The 17716-nt window shown below is 61.2% G+C and carries 15 protein-coding genes; 7 read left to right on the top strand and 8 right to left on the bottom strand.

Annotation, left to right across the window (positions count from 1 at the left end; translation table 11 throughout):
- Positions 1–71 precede the first annotated feature (71 nt).
- From secA to WDB88_RS01810, 3 genes are all read left to right on the top strand, one after another.
- Positions 72–2786, top strand: a complete 2715-nt coding sequence (secA, locus tag WDB88_RS01820) for a preprotein translocase subunit SecA (RefSeq protein WP_339108510.1) — start codon at positions 72–74, stop codon at positions 2784–2786.
- A gap of 135 nt (positions 2787–2921) precedes the next feature.
- Positions 2922–3425 carry a hypothetical protein gene (locus WDB88_RS01815; protein ID WP_339108509.1) on the top strand — a complete coding sequence of 168 codons (504 nt, stop codon included), beginning with the start codon at positions 2922–2924 and terminating at the stop codon, positions 3423–3425.
- Between the two features lie 146 nt (positions 3426–3571).
- Entirely contained in the window at positions 3572–4522 is a 951-nt protein-coding gene (locus WDB88_RS01810; protein WP_339108508.1) for a hypothetical protein, read from the top strand.
- Here WDB88_RS01810 and radC read toward each other — a convergent pair whose 3' ends face one another.
- The gene (gene radC, locus WDB88_RS01805) at positions 4523–5314 is read right to left on the bottom strand and encodes a DNA repair protein RadC (protein WP_339108507.1); all 792 of its coding nucleotides are present in this window, start codon (positions 5312–5314) and stop codon (positions 4523–4525) included.
- A 131-nt stretch (positions 5315–5445) separates the two neighbouring features.
- On the opposite strand from radC, the gene WDB88_RS01800 reads away from it, so the two are divergent.
- Positions 5446–6252: a hypothetical protein gene (locus tag WDB88_RS01800; protein ID WP_339108506.1), complete on the top strand. Its 807-nt coding sequence runs from the start codon at positions 5446–5448 to the stop codon at positions 6250–6252.
- A gap of 30 nt (positions 6253–6282) precedes the next feature.
- On the opposite strand, the gene dnaJ is transcribed toward WDB88_RS01800, so the two are convergent.
- Positions 6283–7443: a molecular chaperone DnaJ gene (gene dnaJ, locus WDB88_RS01795; protein WP_339108505.1), complete on the bottom strand. Its 1161-nt coding sequence runs from the start codon at positions 7441–7443 to the stop codon at positions 6283–6285.
- A 74-nt stretch (positions 7444–7517) separates the two neighbouring features.
- On the bottom strand, positions 7518–9443 hold the full coding sequence (gene dnaK / locus WDB88_RS01790; protein WP_339108504.1) for a molecular chaperone DnaK: 1926 nt from the start codon (positions 9441–9443) through the stop codon (positions 7518–7520).
- Between the two features lie 153 nt (positions 9444–9596).
- Here dnaK and WDB88_RS01785 point away from each other — a divergent pair, with 153 nt between their 5' ends.
- Complete coding sequence (locus WDB88_RS01785) at positions 9597–10340, top strand: alpha-ketoglutarate-dependent dioxygenase AlkB (protein WP_339108503.1); 744 nt, start codon at positions 9597–9599, stop codon at positions 10338–10340.
- Here the strand turns inward: WDB88_RS01785 and WDB88_RS01780 are convergent.
- Both WDB88_RS01780 and mutY read right to left on the bottom strand, forming a co-directional pair.
- Complete coding sequence (locus WDB88_RS01780; protein WP_339108502.1) at positions 10310–11446, bottom strand: alkane 1-monooxygenase; 1137 nt, start codon at positions 11444–11446, stop codon at positions 10310–10312. The genes WDB88_RS01785 and WDB88_RS01780 overlap by 31 nt on opposite strands.
- Before the next feature lie 62 nt (positions 11447–11508).
- Complete coding sequence (mutY, locus tag WDB88_RS01775) at positions 11509–12543, bottom strand: A/G-specific adenine glycosylase (protein ID WP_339108501.1); 1035 nt, start codon at positions 12541–12543, stop codon at positions 11509–11511.
- Between the two features lie 153 nt (positions 12544–12696).
- Here mutY and WDB88_RS01770 point away from each other — a divergent pair, with 153 nt between their 5' ends.
- The gene (locus WDB88_RS01770) at positions 12697–13215 is read left to right on the top strand and encodes a DUF721 domain-containing protein (RefSeq protein WP_339109451.1); all 519 of its coding nucleotides are present in this window, start codon (positions 12697–12699) and stop codon (positions 13213–13215) included.
- A 3-nt stretch (positions 13216–13218) separates the two neighbouring features.
- A complete protein-coding gene (locus tag WDB88_RS01765) occupies positions 13219–13893 on the top strand; it encodes a DsbA family protein (RefSeq protein WP_339108500.1) in 675 nt (224 codons plus the stop codon).
- An 83-nt stretch (positions 13894–13976) separates the two neighbouring features.
- Here WDB88_RS01765 and leuD read toward each other — a convergent pair whose 3' ends face one another.
- From leuD to WDB88_RS01750, 3 genes are all read right to left on the bottom strand, one after another.
- Entirely contained in the window at positions 13977–14582 is a 606-nt protein-coding gene (leuD, locus tag WDB88_RS01760; protein WP_339108499.1) for a 3-isopropylmalate dehydratase small subunit, read from the bottom strand.
- 12 nt (positions 14583–14594) lie between these two features.
- Complete coding sequence (gene leuC, locus WDB88_RS01755; protein ID WP_339108498.1) at positions 14595–16019, bottom strand: 3-isopropylmalate dehydratase large subunit; 1425 nt, start codon at positions 16017–16019, stop codon at positions 14595–14597.
- A 257-nt stretch (positions 16020–16276) separates the two neighbouring features.
- Positions 16277–17644, bottom strand: a complete 1368-nt coding sequence (locus WDB88_RS01750) for a hypothetical protein (RefSeq protein ID WP_339108497.1) — start codon at positions 17642–17644, stop codon at positions 16277–16279.
- Positions 17645–17716 lie beyond the last annotated feature (72 nt).

Genomic DNA, 17716 nt, shown 5'->3' with positions numbered 1-17716 from the left:
TTAGGCAGGCCCGAATGGCGCGGCAAGGGTGGCCCCACACACGATTTGGTCAGTCCAATTGCGGAGAAGTCATGCTCGGCCTCGGAACACTCGCGAAAAAGGTTTTCGGCACGCCGAATGACCGCAAGGTAAAATCTGTTCGTCCTCTGGTGGCGAAGATCAACGCGCTCGAGGAAGAGTTTGCGGCCCTGACAGATCAGGGTCTGATCGAAAAAACACATGAATTCCAACGGCGTGTGCAAGAGCAGGGCGAAAGCCTTGATGATCTTCTGCCCGAAGCCTTTGCGAATTGCCGCGAGGCGGCACGCCGTGCACTGGGGCTGCGCGCCTTTGATGTGCAGCTGATGGCGGGCATCTTCCTGCATCAGGGGCAGATTGCCGAAATGAAGACCGGCGAGGGCAAAACCCTTATGGCCACTTTCCCCGTCTATCTGAATGCGCTGGCCGGTAAGGGCGTGCATGTGGTGACGGTGAACGACTATCTCGCCCGCCGTGATGCGGAGTGGATGTCGAAAGTCTATGGCGCGCTCGGGCTGAGCACCGGCGTTGTTGTGCCCTTCCAGCCCGATGCCGAGAAAAAGGCGGCCTATCAGGCAGATATCACCTATGCGACCAATAACGAGCTTGGGTTCGACTATCTGCGCGACAATATGAAGGGCTCGGTCGAGGAAATGGCGCAGCGCGGGCATTTCTTCGCGATTGTCGACGAGGTCGATTCGATCCTGATCGACGAGGCCCGCACGCCGCTGATCATCTCCGGCCCTGCCGAGGATCGTACCGAGCTGTATAATACGCTCAACAAGTATATCCCCGAGCTGACCGAAGAGCATTACACCATCGACGAGAAGGCGCGGAATGCGACCTTCACCGAAGAGGGCAACGAATATCTGGAGCAGCGCCTTCAGGCCGAGGGCATCCTGCCCGAGGGCCAGTCGCTTTACGATCCGGAATCGACCACGCTGGTGCACCATGTCACGCAGGCTCTGCGTGCGCATAAGCTGTTCAACAAAGACGATAATTACGTCGTGGCCAATGGCGAGATCGTGCTGATCGACGAACATACCGGCCGCGCCATGAAGGGCCGCCGTCTGTCCGACGGCCTGCATCAGGCGATCGAGGCGAAAGAGGGGGTGCAGGTGCAGCCCGAAAACGTCACGCTGGCCTCGGTGACCTTCCAGAACTATTTCCGCCTCTACGAGAAGCTGGCCGGCATGACCGGCACCGCCTCGACCGAGGCCGAGGAATTTGCCGAAATCTACAAGCTGGGCGTGGTCGAAGTGCCGACCAACCGCCCCGTGCAGCGGATCGACGAGCACGACCGCGTCTATCGCACCGCGATGGAAAAATATCAGGCCGTGATCGAGGCCATCCGCGAGGCGCATGAGAAGGGGCAGCCCATTCTTGTCGGCACCACCTCGATCGAGAAATCCGAGATGCTGTCACATCTGCTGACGCAGGCCGGTATCACGCATAACGTCCTCAATGCCCGCCAGCACGAGCAGGAAGCCCAGATCGTGGGGGATGCCGGTCGTCTGGGGGCTGTGACCATTGCCACCAACATGGCCGGTCGCGGGACCGACATCCAGCTGGGCGGCAATGTGGAAATGCGCGTGCAGGAAGAGCTGGCACGCGATCCGGAGGCGGATCCCGAAGAGGTGCGCGCCCGTATCGAAGCGGCCACCGCCGAAGAAAAGCAGAAGGTTCTGGAGGCGGGCGGGCTGTTCGTTCTGGCGACCGAGCGCCATGAATCGCGTCGTATCGACAACCAGCTGCGCGGTCGTTCGGGCCGTCAGGGGGATCCGGGGCGCTCGCTGTTCTTCCTGTCGCTGGAAGATGACCTGATGCGGATCTTCGGGTCCGACAAGCTTGAAAATGTTCTGTCCAAGCTTGGCATGAAAGAGGGCGAGGCGATCATCCACCCGTGGGTGAACAAGTCTCTGGAGCGCGCGCAGGCCAAGGTCGAGGGTCGTAACTTCGACATCCGCAAGCAGCTTCTGAAATTCGACGATGTGATGAACGATCAGCGTAAGGCGATCTTCAACCAGCGTCGCGAGATCATGGATAGCCGTGACGTAGACGAGATCGCCGCCGATATGCGCCATCAGGTGATCGATGATCTGGTGGATCAGTATCTGCCGCCGAAATCCTATGTTGATCAATGGGATATCGAAGGGCTTGCGGCCGCGATCCAAGAGGGTCTGAACCTCAGCCTGCCGCTGGCGGACTGGTCGCAGGAAGAGGGCGTCGATCAGGAGGTCATGCTGGAACGCATCGAGGAGGCCTCCGACGCCTATATGGCAGAGAAGGAAGCCGCCTTCGGCCCCGAGGTCATGCGCACGATCGAAAAGCAGATCCTGCTGCAAACGGTCGATACCAAATGGCGCGAGCATCTGGTGAAGCTGGAGCATCTGCGTTCGGTGATCGGCTTCCGTGGCTATGCGCAGCGCGATCCGCTCTCGGAGTATAAAACCGAAAGCTTCCAGCTGTTCGAGGCCCTTCTTGACGGGTTGCGTGTGGATGTGACCCAGCGCCTTGCGCAGATCCGCCCGCTCACCGAGGCCGAGCGCGAGGCCCTGCAGGCGCAGATGTATAGTGCCCGCAACGAGGAGCAGCCCGAGCCGGAGCAACACAGCATGCCGGAAGAGCCTCCCCGGATCGAGGTCGTGGGCGAGACCCGTCCGGGTTTTGACGAGAACGATCCTGCCACTTGGGGCGAACCGGGCCGGAATGACCCTTGCCCGTGTGGGTCGGGGCTGAAATTCAAGCATTGCCACGGTAAGCTGTAAGGCGCTGCTTGCAGGCCACAGGCGCACAATCGTCTGCGGTCGGTGGATGGGGCACCGGAAGGTGCCCCTTTTGCATTCGGGGTCGCGCCGAATTGCGGCCCATCTCGGCACATACGGCCTTGTCTGGAGCACGATTTGCGACGCTTCTGCCTTGCATCATGGCTGCTTGCCGTCTGTCTTCCGATGGCCTCCGCTGCCGCTGCGCAGGCTATACGGATGGAGGTCCGGATCGAGGGCGTTTCCCCGACCCGCCCGAACCGGCTGGCGGATGTGTCGCGGAAATCCATCGATGTCGTCTTTGAAAATACGGGGGACAGAGGCGTGCGCTTTCCGTGCCCGATGATCGCGCAATATGGCCTGGATATAGTATATTCTCCCTCGGAGGATCCGGCGGACGACTGGATGCTCAATGGGCCGCCGCCAGCGGATAGCTATCCGGCCCTGACGCTGCTGCCTTCGCAACAATGTCGCTTTAGCTACCCGCTTGATGCAGACGGGATCGCCCTGTTTCTGAAGGCGACAGGACAGCAGGCGGTGGACGTGCGGCTTGCGGTCTCTCTGCCTGATCTTCCCCAAACGGCGGGCTGGGCGGGGTTACGCCAGACAATGGCCTTTCGGGTGGTTCGCGGATCTCCCTGATGGTGGCTGTCCTGATGGGGTGGCATATTTGCCGCCTTCTGGTCTTTTGGGGCATGGTCTTGCCACATCTGTGCCTTTCAGGCCCCGCATTTCGGTTATATGTTGTTAAGCAACGACAAACGCGACGCCGTAGGGTGCAGAGCAGCATGAAACAGAAAATGCGGGAAATCTCTTTGATTTTGGCCACGGGTGTCACCGCCGTGGCCTGCAGCCAGTTCATGCAGCATGCCGATACGATTTTCGCCCAATTTGGCGTGTCGCCTGCCGATGCGGCCATTCCGCATATCGCGCGCCCTGTCAGCGAGACCCGTCTGGTCAGTGCGCTTGGTGCCGCACAGTCTTTGGGGGCGGCTCCCGCGCGGGCATTGGGGGCTGATCTGCCGGTGCCCACCCTACCGCAGGATCGCCTTTATACCGCGAGCTTCACGACAGAACCTGCCCCCGCTCGGCAGGTGGCCCCGCCGCAGGGCCCCGCGCTGGAACTGGCGGAGGCCAGCGCTTGCGGCGAGCCGGTTCTGCATCTGGAGAAAGCTGAAAACGGCATGATTTCGGTGGCCTATACCGATGCCTGTCATGCCGGTGCCATTGCGACCCTGACCCAGCCCGGTCTGCAATTCGACGTGCAGCTTGATGCGCAGGGCAAATGGGGGGGGCTCGTGCCGGCGATGATTGCCAATACGCGCCTGACGGTGGCCAGCGCGGGGGGCGTGGTCTCGGAAGGGATCAACCAGCCAGACGCGGCCCAATGGAACCGTGTCGTTCTGTCATGGACGCGCCCTGTCGCATTGCATCTGAGCGCCCGCGACACGGCGACAGATGGCACACCGGAGGGTTACCTTACGCGGTTTTCCAGCGTGGAAGACGGTCAGCAGGCCGAGGTCTATTCGACCCGTCTGGATTTGGCCAAGGCCAGGCTGGCCATTGATGCGGCCCTGACCAAAGAGAGCTGTGATCAGGATCTGGAGGGCAATATCGCATGGTCCGATCAAAGCAAGCTGCACCCGATGATGCCGGTGACCTTGATGATGCCCGAATGTGACCAGCTTGGCGGGGCGGTGGTGATGGATCTGCCGAACCTTGCCGAGGTCGGGCCCTGATCACAGATACCCTTCCGCGCGGAAACTGAGTTCACGGCTTTTGCCGATGATCAGGTGGTCATGCAGCACAAGCCCCAGAACACCCGCCGCACGGTTGATCTGGTCCGTCATGGTCAGGTCTGCCTCTGACGGGGTTGGATCGCCGGAGGGATGGTTATGCACCAGAATCAGCGCCGAGGCATTCAGCTCCAATGCGCGTTTCACCACCTCGCGCGGATAGACCGGCACATGGTCCACCGTGCCGCGCGACTGTTCCTCATCCGCGATCAGGGTGTTTTTCCGGTCCAGATACAGCACGCGAAACTGTTCGGTCTCGCGATGGGACATTGCGGTGTGGCAGTAATCCAGCAGGGCATCCCAAGAGGACAGCACCGGCTGATGCATGACACGGGCACGGGCCAGACGATGGGCGGCGGCCTCCACAACCTTCAACTCGATGATGACCGCTTCGCCCACCCCTTCGATTTCGGCCAGACGTGACGGCGGCGCGGCCAGCACCCGCCCGAAGTCACCAAAAGCCTGCATCAGGCGGTGGGCGAGCGGCTTGACATCCTGTCGCGGGATGGCGCGAAACAGCACCAGTTCCAGCATTTCATAATCGGGCAGGGCCTGTGCCCCGCCCTCCATGAAGCGGGTTCTCAGCCGCTTGCGATGGTCCTTGATATAAGATGGCAAGCGCACCGGATTCTGCCGCGCAGGCGCGCAACCGACGGGGCGCGCGGGCACCGCTTCATCGGGATGACCGAAAAGCGGCAGAGGGGCTTCGTGAAAGGCGTTCGGTGGCTGTGTCATGCCGCAAGATTGCCTTGGCTTGGTGAAGAAAGGCTTAACCTGTTAGCCATGTTCATCATCGACCTAAGGGCAGTTACACATTCTTCACGAGAATAAGGAAGGATAATAGTCGGGGTGTAAGGAAGGGTAAGATGATCGGGATCTATTCTGGGACGGGACCCCAGATTCGGGGCTATCAAAGCCAGTCCGGGCGGGTGCAGGACGTGGCGGTGGTGACGCTTTCCAAATCTTCGCCACAGGGGCCGCAGATCTCGGTTGTGGAGTCAAAGCTTCCGCGTCCGATGACCGCCTCCGAGATGGAGTTGGATCTTCTGTCCAATCTGCGCAGTCGCCTCCAGTCAGAAATCTCTTCGGCGCAGGCCCTGCTGCAAGGGGATACACAGGCTGACCTCACGCTGGACGCCCAGCATGTCTGGAACAAAGGGGGCGCCGAGGCATTGGCGGCCTATGTCGGTACGCTGGAACAGGCCGATACACTTCTAGGAAAGCAGCAGGATTTCCGGCAGGCCATGTTTGGTGCCGAGACCGAGGCCGAGACCCAGAGCCTGATTGATCAGGCGCTCGGGGATCGGGCGGAGCAGATGCTGGATGCGCAGCAAAGCAAGGCCGACTGGGGGCGCCAGCGGGCCCTGTTGCGGCTGTTTGCCATGACGGGGCAGGATAGCGAGGCGGCGATGGCCTTCCTTGAGAAGGGCAAGGCGCTTGCACGGGCCGGTCAGAAAGCGGCTCTTGTCGCTGATATGAAAGAGCAGATCGCCAGCGGCGAATTGAATGTCTCGGTCTCGACCGAAACGGCATGGGCACATGAGGCCGTCGGCATCGAACGTGTCACCGAGCGCAATCAGATTTCGATGGTCTATTCCAAGACATATTACCAGTCGGCTTCGGCCTTCGCCCTTTCCGCCGGATTTTCGGGAAGCTATTCCCGCAGCCTATGAAAAAAGCCGCCCCTGAGGGCGGCTTTTGGCTTATCCGGTCATCCCGTCCCAGAAGCTCTTGACCTTCCGGAAGAACGACGCCCCTTGCGGGTTGTTCTCGGCCTCGATCTTCTCGAACTCGCGCAGCAGCTCTTTCTGGCGGGGTGTCAGGTTGACGGGTGTTTCCACCGCCAGCTCGATCAGCATGTCGCCAACCGCCCCCCCGCGCAAAGCGGGCATGCCTTTGGCGCGCAGACGCATCTGGCGGCCCGACTGGCTGCCTGCGGGAATTTTGACCCGCGAGCGACCGCCGTCAATGGTCGGCACTTCAAGCTCGCCTCCCAGCGCGGCACTGGCCATAGAAACCGGAACGCGGCAGAAAAGCGATGTCCCGTCGCGCTGGAACAGATCATGCTCCTTGACCTCGATAAAGATATAGAGGTCGCCTGACGGACCGCCGCGCAGACCTGCCTCGCCTTCGCCAGCCAGACGGATGCGCGTGCCGGTTTCCACCCCGGCCGGAATATTGACCGAAAGCGTGCGGTCTTTCTCGATCCGGCCTGCACCGTGGCATTTGCGGCAGGGGTTTTTTACCACCTGACCTTGGCCACCACAGGTGGGGCAGGTGCGTTCTACGGTGAAGAAACCGTTCTGCGCCCGAACCTTACCCATGCCACCACAGGTGGGACAGGTCTGCGGCTCCGCGCCGCCCTCAGCGCCCGTGCCATGACAGCTGTCACAGGTCTCGGACCCCGGAACGTTGATCTGCTTCTGGGCGCCCTTGAAGGCCTCCTCCAGCGTCACGCGCAGGTTATAGCGCAGATCCGAGCCACGGGTTGCGCGCGAACGCCCGCCACCACCGGCGCGGCCACCGCCACCGCCCATGAAATCGCCGAACAGATCTTCGAACACATCCGAGAAGGCCGAAGCGAAATCGCCCTGCTGGCCATAGCCCGCACCGGGGCGACCGCCGCCACCCATGCCGCCTTCGAAGGCGGCATGGCCATACCGGTCATAAGCCGCTTTCTTTTCGGGATCTTTCAGAACGTCATGTGCCTCGTTCACTTCCTTGAACAGGGCTTCGGCGTTCGGATTATCTTTATTACGGTCGGGGTGAAGCTCTTTCGCTTTAGCGCGATAGGCCTTCTTGATCTCATCGGCCGAGGCACCTTTCTGGATGCCCAGAACCTCGTAGAAATCCTTTTTTGCCATTCTCTAGCTCCCTTCGGAGAACGTGAAAACGGGCCCGCCCTAACAGCGGGCCCGTCCACATTGTTCCAAGCCGATCAGTTGCGCTTACGATCTTCGCCGAGATCTTCGAAGTCCGCGTCAACGATATCGTCATCGTTCGGGGAGCGGCTATCATCGGCCTCTTCAGCGTCTTCTTCGGCTGCGGCTTTCTCCTGCTCGGCCTTATAGATGGCCTCGCCGAGTTTCATTGCTGCATCCTGCAGGTTGGCGATTGCGCCCTTGATCTTGGCACCATCATCCGACTTGAGAGCCTCTTCCAGCGCATTGGCTGCCAGCTCGATGACTTCGACGGTCGAGCCATCAACCTTGTCGCCGTGGTCTTCAAGCGATTTGCGGGTCGAGTGCAGCAGGCTTTCGCCTTGGTTGGTTGCTTCGACCAGCTCCTTGCGCTTTTTATCCGACTCGGCGTTTTCTTCCGCGTCGCGCACCATGCGATCGATATCCTCATCGGACAGGCCGCCCGAGGCTTGGATGGTGATCTTCTGCTCTTTGTTCGTGCCTTTGTCTTTGGCCGAAACAGAGACGATGCCGTTGGCGTCGATGTCGAAGGTCACTTCGATCTGCGGCATGCCGCGCGGTGCCGGCGGGATGTCTTCCAGATTGAACTGGCCGAGCATCTTGTTGTCGGCAGCCATCTCGCGTTCCCCTTGGAACACGCGGATGGTCACGGCATTCTGGTTGTCTTCCGCGGTCGAGAAGATCTGCGACTTCTTGGTCGGGATCGTGGTGTTGCGGTCGATCAGACGGGTGAAGACACCACCCAGCGTTTCGATACCCAAGCTGAGCGGCGTCACGTCCAGCAGGACCACGTCTTTCACGTCGCCTTGCAGAACACCGGCCTGAATGGCCGCGCCAAGCGCCACAACCTCGTCGGGGTTCACGCCTTTATGGGGCTCTTTCCCGAAGAACTTGGTCACTTCTTCCACGACTTTCGGCATACGGGTCATACCGCCGACCAGAACGACCTCGTCGATCTCGTCCTTGGAGACGCCCGCATCCTTCAGGGCCGCCTGACAGGGCTTGAGCGAGTTCTTGATCAGATCGCCCACAAGGCTTTCCAGCTTCGAGCGGGTCAGCTTCATGACCATGTGCAGCGGCGTGCCGGTTTTCGCATCCATCGAGATGAACGGCTGGTTGATCTCGGTCGACTGGCTGGACGACAGTTCGATCTTCGCTTTTTCAGCCGCTTCTTTCAGACGCTGCAGCGCCATCTTGTCTTTGGTCAGGTCAACGCCGTGCTCTTTCTTGAACTCGTCGGCGAGGAAGTTGACGATGCGCATATCGAAGTCTTCCCCCCCAAGGAACGTGTCCCCGTTGGTCGATTTCACTTCGAACAGACCGTCATCGATTTCCAGAATGGTGATATCGAAGGTCCCACCACCAAGGTCATAAACCGCGATGGTCTTGCTGTCTTTCTTGTCCAGACCATAGGCCAGAGCGGCTGCAGTCGGCTCGTTGATGATGCGCAGCACTTCCAGACCGGCGATCTTGCCGGCGTCTTTGGTTGCCTGACGTTGCGCGTCGTTGAAATAGGCCGGAACGGTGATGACGGCCTGCGTCACTTCCTCGCCCAGATACGATTCAGCGGTCTCTTTCATCTTCTGCAGGGTCACGGCCGAAACCTGTGCGGGGGAGTATTTCTCGCCCTTCACTTCGACCCATGCGTCGCCATTGCCACCGTCAACGATGGAATAGGGCACCAGATCCTTGTCTTTTTGCACTTCGGCGTCGGTGGTGCGACGGCCGATCAGACGCTTGACAGCAAAGATCGTGTTGGTGGGGTTGGTCACGGCTTGGCGCTTTGCCGGCTGGCCGACCAGACGTTCGTCGTCGGTATAGGCCACGATCGACGGCGTGGTGCGTGCGCCTTCCGAGTTTTCAATAACTTTCGGTTGCGAGCCATCCATGATGGCAACGCAGGAGTTGGTGGTCCCGAGGTCAATCCCGATGACTTTACCCATATCAATACCTCTTCTTTTGGCGATGTCGGGAAACAGGTCCATAAGGCCCCCGCCTCCCATCCCAGGGTTTGCAGTTTTGCTGTCCGAGTGCCTTGCCCGAGCGGGTCGCCGGGGCTCTGCAATCGGCTTCGGAAGGTATATAAGGAGGGCAAAATGCTGCTGCAAGGTTTCCAGATGCCGGAAGATGACAAGAATCGAACAGATTTTTCGAACCCGCCCGCAAATGAGGCAGATGCTGTGGGCTATACCCGTCCGGCCCCCCGTATCTTGCGTGGCTTTCGGGTCTATGAAGGATGGTTGAGCGCGCAGGAACAGGTCGGTCTGGTCGCGGATCTGCGCGATATCCTGCGTGAGGCGCCACTTTTCTCGCCGCGAACGCCTTCGGGCGCGACAATGTCGGTGCGGATGACCTCGGCGGGGCAGTGGGGCTGGATGAGCGATTTGCAGGGCTATCGCTATGCTCCGCGCCACCCGCAGGGCAGCGACTGGCCGCCGATCCCCCCCGTTCTGACCGCGCTTTGGGCAGAACTGGTGCCGCAGGCCCGTCCGCCCGAGACCTGCCTTCTTAATTACTACGGGCCGGAGGCAAAGATGGGCATGCATCAGGACCGCGACGAGGGCGACCTGAGCCAGCCGGTGGTCTCGGTGTCACTGGGCGACGAGGCGCTGTTCCGCATCGGCAACCTCGAGCGCGGCGGCAGGACCGAAAGCCTGTGGCTCCGCTCGGGCGATGTGGTGGTGATGGAGGGCGCGGCCCGCCTGCGCTATCACGGCGTGGACCGGATCGCAGCGGGCACCAGCCTGCTTCTGAAACAGCCCGGGCGGATCAATCTGACGATGCGGGTCGTGACGCCGCACCGTGCGGTTCAGGACCGCGGTTTGGGAAACAGCGCCTGATTATAGGGCGACCAATCCTCGATATCGGGATAGAATTGCGCCCGCCACGCCCGCACGCGGGGGTTCATCCGTCGCCGCCACAAAGGCGGGATCATCGCCAGCGTCGTCATTGCCGGATAGCCCAAGGGCAGTTGCGGGGCCTCGGATTTCGCATAGGTCTGCAACAGAGGAAAGCGGCGGCTGGGTTTGTAATGGTGGTCCGAATGGCGCTGCAGGTTGATCAGCAGCCAGTTCGAGGCGAAATGCGCCGCGTTCCAGCTGTGATGGGGCTTCACATGCTCATAGCGACCTTCGCCCAGATAGCGCCGCGTCAGCCCGTAATGCTCGATGTAATTGGTCAGTTCTAGCTGCCAGATGGCGAAAACCGCCTGTAGGATAAACAGCACCACACCAAACAGCCCGCCCACCAGGAAGGCCAGCAAAAGCGCCACCAGTTGCAACCCCGCATAGCGCCAGAACGGATTGCTCTGGTGCCAGTGCGGGCGGCCTGCGCGGTCAAGCTTCTGGCATTCCGCTTCCAGCGCCGAACGGGGGCAGTCGCGCAGCACCCGCAGGAAGTAGCGGTGGAACCCCTCGTTATAGCGCGCGGTCACTGCATCGCGGGGCGTGCCCACCCAAAGGTGATGGACCAGCAGATGCTCGCTGCGGAAATGCGAATACAGCACCGAGGCCAGCAGCAGATCGGCCAGCCAGCGCTCTACACGATCTTTCTGGTGCATCAGCTCATGGGCATAAACCATACCGATGGTTCCCGAGATCACGCCCACCCCGAAAAACAGCGCCACGATCTCGAACAGGTTCAACCCGCTGCCATGAGTGACCCACCAGATCATGCCATAGATCACGCAGAGCTGGATCGGCAGCCATGCCATCGTGATGGCGCGATACCAGATCAGGTCTTCTTCGGGGGTGTCGACATCGGGCTGGTCCGGATTCTTGCCCAGAATCTTGTCGAGGAAGGTCACCAGCCACCACGCATAAAGCGGCAGAAGGATCAGGCTCCAGCCGCCGAACGCGGCCTCGATCAGGACCAGAGGGACCGTGCCTAAGGACAGCCAGAAGGGCAGGGCGCGCTGGGGTTGGCGCAACTCTTCGCGTGTGGACATATCGGGCCTCCGGTTTTGGCGCCAGCATAGCGGCCTTTGGCGAAGGCGCAATCCGCCCGCATTCAGGCGGGCTGCGCGGCCTCCCAGACCTTGCGCATCAGCGTGGGCAGGGCATCGGGCGAGAAGGCGTTATTGCCGGTCATCCCGTCCACATGCCCCAGCCCCGTATGAACGGTGAGGATCAGATGGAAATGGGTAAAGGTGTGGCGCACCTCTGTGGCGGCCTCCTGCCAGTCGGTCTCCAGAGGCGGGGCAAAAGCGGGGCGCTCTTCGGCCCAGTCGCTTGTCGGAAAGCCCAGCGTTCCCCCCAGAAGCCCGCGGTCGGGGCGGCGCTCCACCAGCACCTCGCCCGCCGGACCGATCAGCACATAGGCATGACCGCGCCGCGTGGGTTTGACCTTTTTCGGAGCCTTGACGGGCAGGCTTGCCGCGATCCCCTGTGCATGGGCCTCGCAGTGCGCCTCCAGCGGACAAAGCGCACAGACAGGATTGCGCGGCGTGCAGAGGGTCGCGCCCAGATCCATCATGGCCTGAGCGTGATCCCCCGGACGGTCCTGCGGGGTAATCTGCCCCGCCAGCCGCGCAATTTCGGGGCGGGTGCCGGGCAGAGGGTCGGTCAGGGCAAAGAGGCGCGAGACCACACGTTCCACATTGCCATCCACCACCGTGGCTGGTGCGTCAAAGGCGATGGAGGCAATCGCTGCCGCCGTATAGGGGCCAATTCCGGGTAATGCCTGCAATTCCTGCGCGGTTCGGGGAAACTGCCCGCCCAGATCAAAGGCCACGACCCTTGCGCATTTCAACAGGTTGCGCGCGCGGGCATAATAGCCAAGCCCCGCCCAAGCGGCCATGACATCGGCATCCTCGGCCTGCGCGAGATCGGTGACTGTGGGCCAGCGCGTGGTGAAATCGCGGAAGTAGTTGCGCACGGCGGCCACAGTGGTCTGTTGCAGCATGACCTCGGAAAGCCAGACCCGATAGGGCGCGGTCCGCAGCCCCTTTGCATGATCTTCCGGCCCCGTGCGCCATGGCAGAACGCGGGCATTTCGGTCATACCATGCCAGCAGGGCGGGGCTGATGTCGGCTACGTCACGCAATATTTATGCTCTCTTATCGGCAAGTGGTTGGTATCGGGCCTCGGAGTGCCTAAAATAACCATTGAACACGAGTAATGACAGATGGCCGCAAAGAAAACGACGACCAGCGAGACAGGGAAGGACAAGCGGGGCAAAGGCACCGGCTACAGCCCCATGGCCTCTCGCAGGATGCGTGGTTTCGAAGCGGCTTCGGGCCTGCTGAAAGACCGTATCCGCTCGGTCGGAGAGACACGCGGCTTTGCGGTGACGCGACTGCTGACCCATTGGTCCGAGATCGTGGGCGAAGAGATTGCCGCGCAATGCCGCCCCGTGAAGATTGGCTATGCCCGCGACGGGATGGGGGCGACCCTGACACTTCTGACGCTGGGGGCGGCAGGGCCCATGATGCAGATGCAGATCCCGCGTATCCGCGAGAAGGTGAATGCCTGCTATGGGTATAATGCCATTTCCCGCGTGACCCTGACCCAGACGGCCCCTACGGGGTTTGCCGACGGGCAGGCGCAATTTACCGCCGCGCCGAAAAAGCGCCCCGAACCCACCCCCGAAATCCGCGCGCAGGCGCAGGCCACCGCCGCCGATTGCCGTGATCCGGATCTGAAATCCGCGCTGGAGATGCTGGCGCAGAATGTATTGATGAAGTCCGCAAAGCGGTCTGACCAGAAGAAAGGTTAACTAATGAACAGACGTTCCTTCCTGCTCGGGATTTCCGGTGCCGCCGTTGTGGCTGCACTGGGGGGATGGATCAGCAGCCGTGGCGAGAGCCTGATGACCGGCTTTGCAACGCCTGCTTCGGCAGAAGACGCCAAGCCCGATGCGACGGTTGAAACCCTGCCCGACATTCCGATCGGGTCGGCGGATGCGCCTGTGACGATCATCGAATATGCGTCGTTCACCTGTCCGCACTGCGCGCATTGGCACGAGACCTCTTGGGCGAACCTCAAGAAAGAGTATATCGATACTGGCAAGGTGCGCTTTATCATGCGCGAGGTCTATTTCGATAAATTCGGCCTTTGGGCGGGGCTTCTGGCCCAATGCGGCGGCGACATGAAATATTATTCGGTCGCGGATATGATCTTTGATGGCCAGCAGGACTGGATCGGTGACGGCCAGCAGGCAACGATCGCGGCCAATCTACGCAAGCTGGGTCTGAAAGCGGGCTTCTCGAAAGAACAGATCGAAACCTGCCTGAATGACCAGAACCGCGCCCGCCAGATGGTGGCGACGTTCCAGAAAAACGCGAATGCCGACGCAATTGACGGCACGCCGACCTTTATCATCAACGGCAAGAAATATTCCAATATGGCTTGGGATAAGTTCAAAGAGGCCGTGGACGAAGCTCTCAAGGGCTAAGCCTTTACGGCAGATACAAAAAGGGCCGCTCGGTGGAGCGGCCCTTTTCTTATCGGTGTCGGCCTGTCGTCAGGCTCGCGCAATCAGACCCACGGGCGCGACTGTGCGGCCTTGGCCTCGAAGCTGTCGATCGCCGCCGCCTTGTTCAGCGTCAGGCCGATATCGTCCAGACCTTCCAGCAGGCAGTGCTTCTTGAAGGGATCCACGTCGAATTTGACGATAGTACCTTCTGAGGTCGAGATTTCCTGCGCTTCCAGATCAACGGTCATCCGCGCGTTGGCGCCTTTTTCCGCGTCTTTCATCAGCAGGTCGACTTGCTCTTGCGGGAGGACAATCGGCAGCATCCCGTTTTTGAACGAGTTGTTGAAGAAGATATCGGCGAAGGAGGTCGAGATGACCACCTTGATGCCGAAATCCGCCAGCGCCCAAGGCGCGTGCTCGCGCGAGGAGCCGCAGCCGAAGTTATCGCCCGCGATCAGGATCTGGCTCTCGCGGTAGGCCGGCTTGTTGAGAACGAAATCGGGGTTCTCGCTGCCGTCGCGGTTATAGCGCATCTCGTCGAAGGCATGCACGCCAAGGCCGGTGCGCTTGATCGTCTTCAAAAAGCCCTTGGGGATGATCATATCGGTGTCGATATTGACCAGCGGCATGGGGGCGGCGATACCGGTGAATTTTTCGAACTTTTCCATTCTCGTCGCTCCTTATGCGTCTGCCAGGTCCATGAACTTGCGCACATCGGTCAGTTTGCCGGTGACGGCGGCACAGGCAGCCATCGCGGGGCTCAGCAGGTGGGTGCGGCCCTTATAGCCCTGACGGCCCTCGAAGTTGCGGTTCGAGGTCGAGGCACAGCGCTCGCCCTCGGCCAGCTGGTCGGGGTTCATGGCAAGGCACATCGAGCAGCCCGCCATACGCCATTCCATACCGGCGTCGAGGAAGATCTTGTCCAGACCTTCTTCCTCGGCCTGCGCACGGACCAGACCGGAACCGGGCACGACCATGGCGCGCACGCCATCAGCGATCTTGCGGCCTTTCAGGACTTCGGCCGCGGCGCGGAGGTCTTCGATACGGCCATTGGTGCAGGAGCCGATAAAGACGACGTCAATCGCAATATCTTCCAGCTTGGTGCCGGGCTCGAGGCCCATATAGTCCAGCGAGCGACGCGCCGCTTCGACCTTGCCGCCCTTGAAGTCTTCGGGGGCAGGAACAACGCCCGAGATCGGCAGCACGTCTTCGGGCGAGGTGCCCCAAGTTACGACCGGCTCGATATCTTCGCCTTTCAGCGTCACGACCTTGTCGAAATGCGCGCCCTCATCGGTGAAGAGCGTTTTCCACCAGTTCAGAGCAGCCTCGAATTGCGCGCCTTTGGGCGCATGCGGGCGGCCTTTGACATACTCGAAGGTGGTCTCGTCGGGGGCGATCAGACCCGCGCGCGCACCGCCTTCGATGGCCATGTTGCACACGGTCATACGGCCTTCCATCGACAGGTTGCGGATTGCTTCGCCGCAATATTCGATGACATGGCCGGTGCCGCCGCCGGTGCCGGTGGCGCCGATGACCGCAAGGGTGATGTCCTTGGCGGTCACGCCCGGCTTCAGCTTGCCGGTGATTTCCACCTTCATGTTCTTGGATTTCTTCTGGATCAGCGTCTGCGTCGCCAGAACATGTTCCACTTCCGAGGTGCCGATCCCATGCGCCAGCGCGCCGAACGCGCCGTGGGTCGCGGTGTGGCTATCGCCGCAGACAACGGTCATGCCGGGCAGGGTCCAGCCGTTTTCGGGGCCGACGATATGCACGATGCCCTGACGGACATCCGACACCGGATAGTAGTTCACGCCAAAGTCCTTGGCGTTTTTATCCAGCGCTTCCAGCTGGATGCGCGATTCTTCGTTGCTGATCACACCCGAAGCGCGGTCCGTCGTGGTCGGCACGTTATGGTCCGGCACGGCAATGGTCTTTTCCGGCGCGCGCACTTGGCGGCCTGCCATACGCAGGCCTTCAAACGCCTGCGGGCTGGTCACTTCGTGAACAAGGTGGCGGTCGATATACAGCAGGCAGGTGCCGTCTTCGTCTTCGGACACAACATGGGCGTCCCAGATCTTGTCATAGAGGGTCTTCGGAGCAGACATGGCTCTCACTTTCATAGGGATAGCTGTGGAATTACTCGAGCTTGGGCATGCCGAACCGGTGCCCAAAAGGACAAATCCTCAAAGTCGTGCGAGGACCGAGCGGCTTTCGCCGTAGAAGCGTTCGCGCAGGCGAATACGTTCCGTAATGTCAAAAATCCGAGTCATGCCTTGCCTATACTCTCCTGTCCCGAGTGTCGCAAGGAAATCTCGGGGCAGGAGTGTTGACGTAATTCATCCTGACGGTGCGATCGGGCGGTTCAATCAAACTCGCGCGCAATCAGCGCACGGTTGATTTCCTGCCGGACGAGGCGGCGGACTTTGCGGGTGATCTGTTCCCCCAACGCGCCCTGCAGTTCGGCGCGGATCATGCGGCCCACCATCTGGCGCAGGGCCTCTTCGTCAAAGACCGCCGCGGCATCACCTCCCGCAGGCTGTGTCAGGACGGGACGGGCCTCTTCGGTCGGGGTGATCTCTCCCTCGGGGGTGTGCAGATGCAGGCGGCGGGTCGCCTCGTGCAGAACGGCCATTTCCGCCGTTTCGGAGATGGTGTCACTCAGGGCTTCTGCGGCGGCCTCAAGCTCTGGCGGAAGCTCTTCTGCCGGAGGCCAGTCTGCATCTTCCCGATCCGCGTCATGAGGGGCGGTCCAGGCGGTCTCTGCCAGATCCGGATCTTCCGGCAGGGGGGCTTCGACAGCAGCAGATGCGTGGAGACTCTCCTCTGCCGGATCGCAATCGGGAACACGTTCCGGATCGATGCCGCTGTCTGTGCTCGGGGCCATGACAGGTTCTGGCATGGCTGCTGGCACGTCCGCATGGTCTTCGATGCAGGCAGAATATGTCTCGGCCTCGGCACCCGTCTCGGTGGCGAAGGACGGGTGGCGCGTCTGCGCGGCAACGGGGGCATCCTCAACGGAGGCGTCCTCAGCAGGTTCTGGCGCGTCCTCTCCGGTGTCGAACGCGTCGAAATGCATCGAGGGCAGGGGGGCTGCGGCCTCTTCCTCGGCGTGACCGAAGGCCGTCAAGGCACCGGAAAGCGGGGCGGCATCGCCCTCGTCAGGCTCGAAATCGCCCTGATCCGATGCCGATGCCGGTGTCACGGGCATCGTCGGCATTGCCGGTTCGGGGGCGCGCATATGCGGCTCCAGTTGCAGCACGTCCAAAGCCGCATCCGTGGCTTCATCGATTGTGGTGTCAAACGGCATGTCCTGCGGCTCCACCGCGTCGCGTGTGCCGGGGGCGGCATGATGCACGGCTTCCCAATCCTGATCGAGGCTGGCCTCATCGGGAGAGGTCGCATGGGAAGTCAGAGCGAAGCCAGCCTCTTCCGCGCTTTCCATCGCATCGAATTCGGCGCTATCCGGTGCAGGCGACGCGAAGGGAGACACATGGTCAAATGTCTCTTCGGCTATCGGCGCGTCCGGCAGCGGGGCTGGATCAATGGCACCAAGAGAAGGCGTTTCATCTTCGACGCGGTCGGACTGAGTCAGAAGCAGCGCCTCTTCCGGCGCTGTGAGGGGGGCGACGGGCGTGGGGGCACTGCGCGGCGGAATGGGGTCTTGCGCGACAAGGCGGCGAATAGAGGACAGAACATCCTCGATTTCGATCTTTTTCTCGGGCTCGGCCATTATGTCTCCAATCCGGCAGGCGACCCGGATAGAAACTGCGCCACCCGGATCCGTACATTCACACTAAGGCGG

The sequence above is a fragment of the Thioclava sp. GXIMD4216 genome (assembly GCF_037949285.1).
GTDB classification, from domain to species: Bacteria; Pseudomonadota; Alphaproteobacteria; order Rhodobacterales; family Rhodobacteraceae; genus Thioclava; species Thioclava litoralis.
This window is presented reverse-complemented; position numbering and strand designations above follow the sequence as displayed.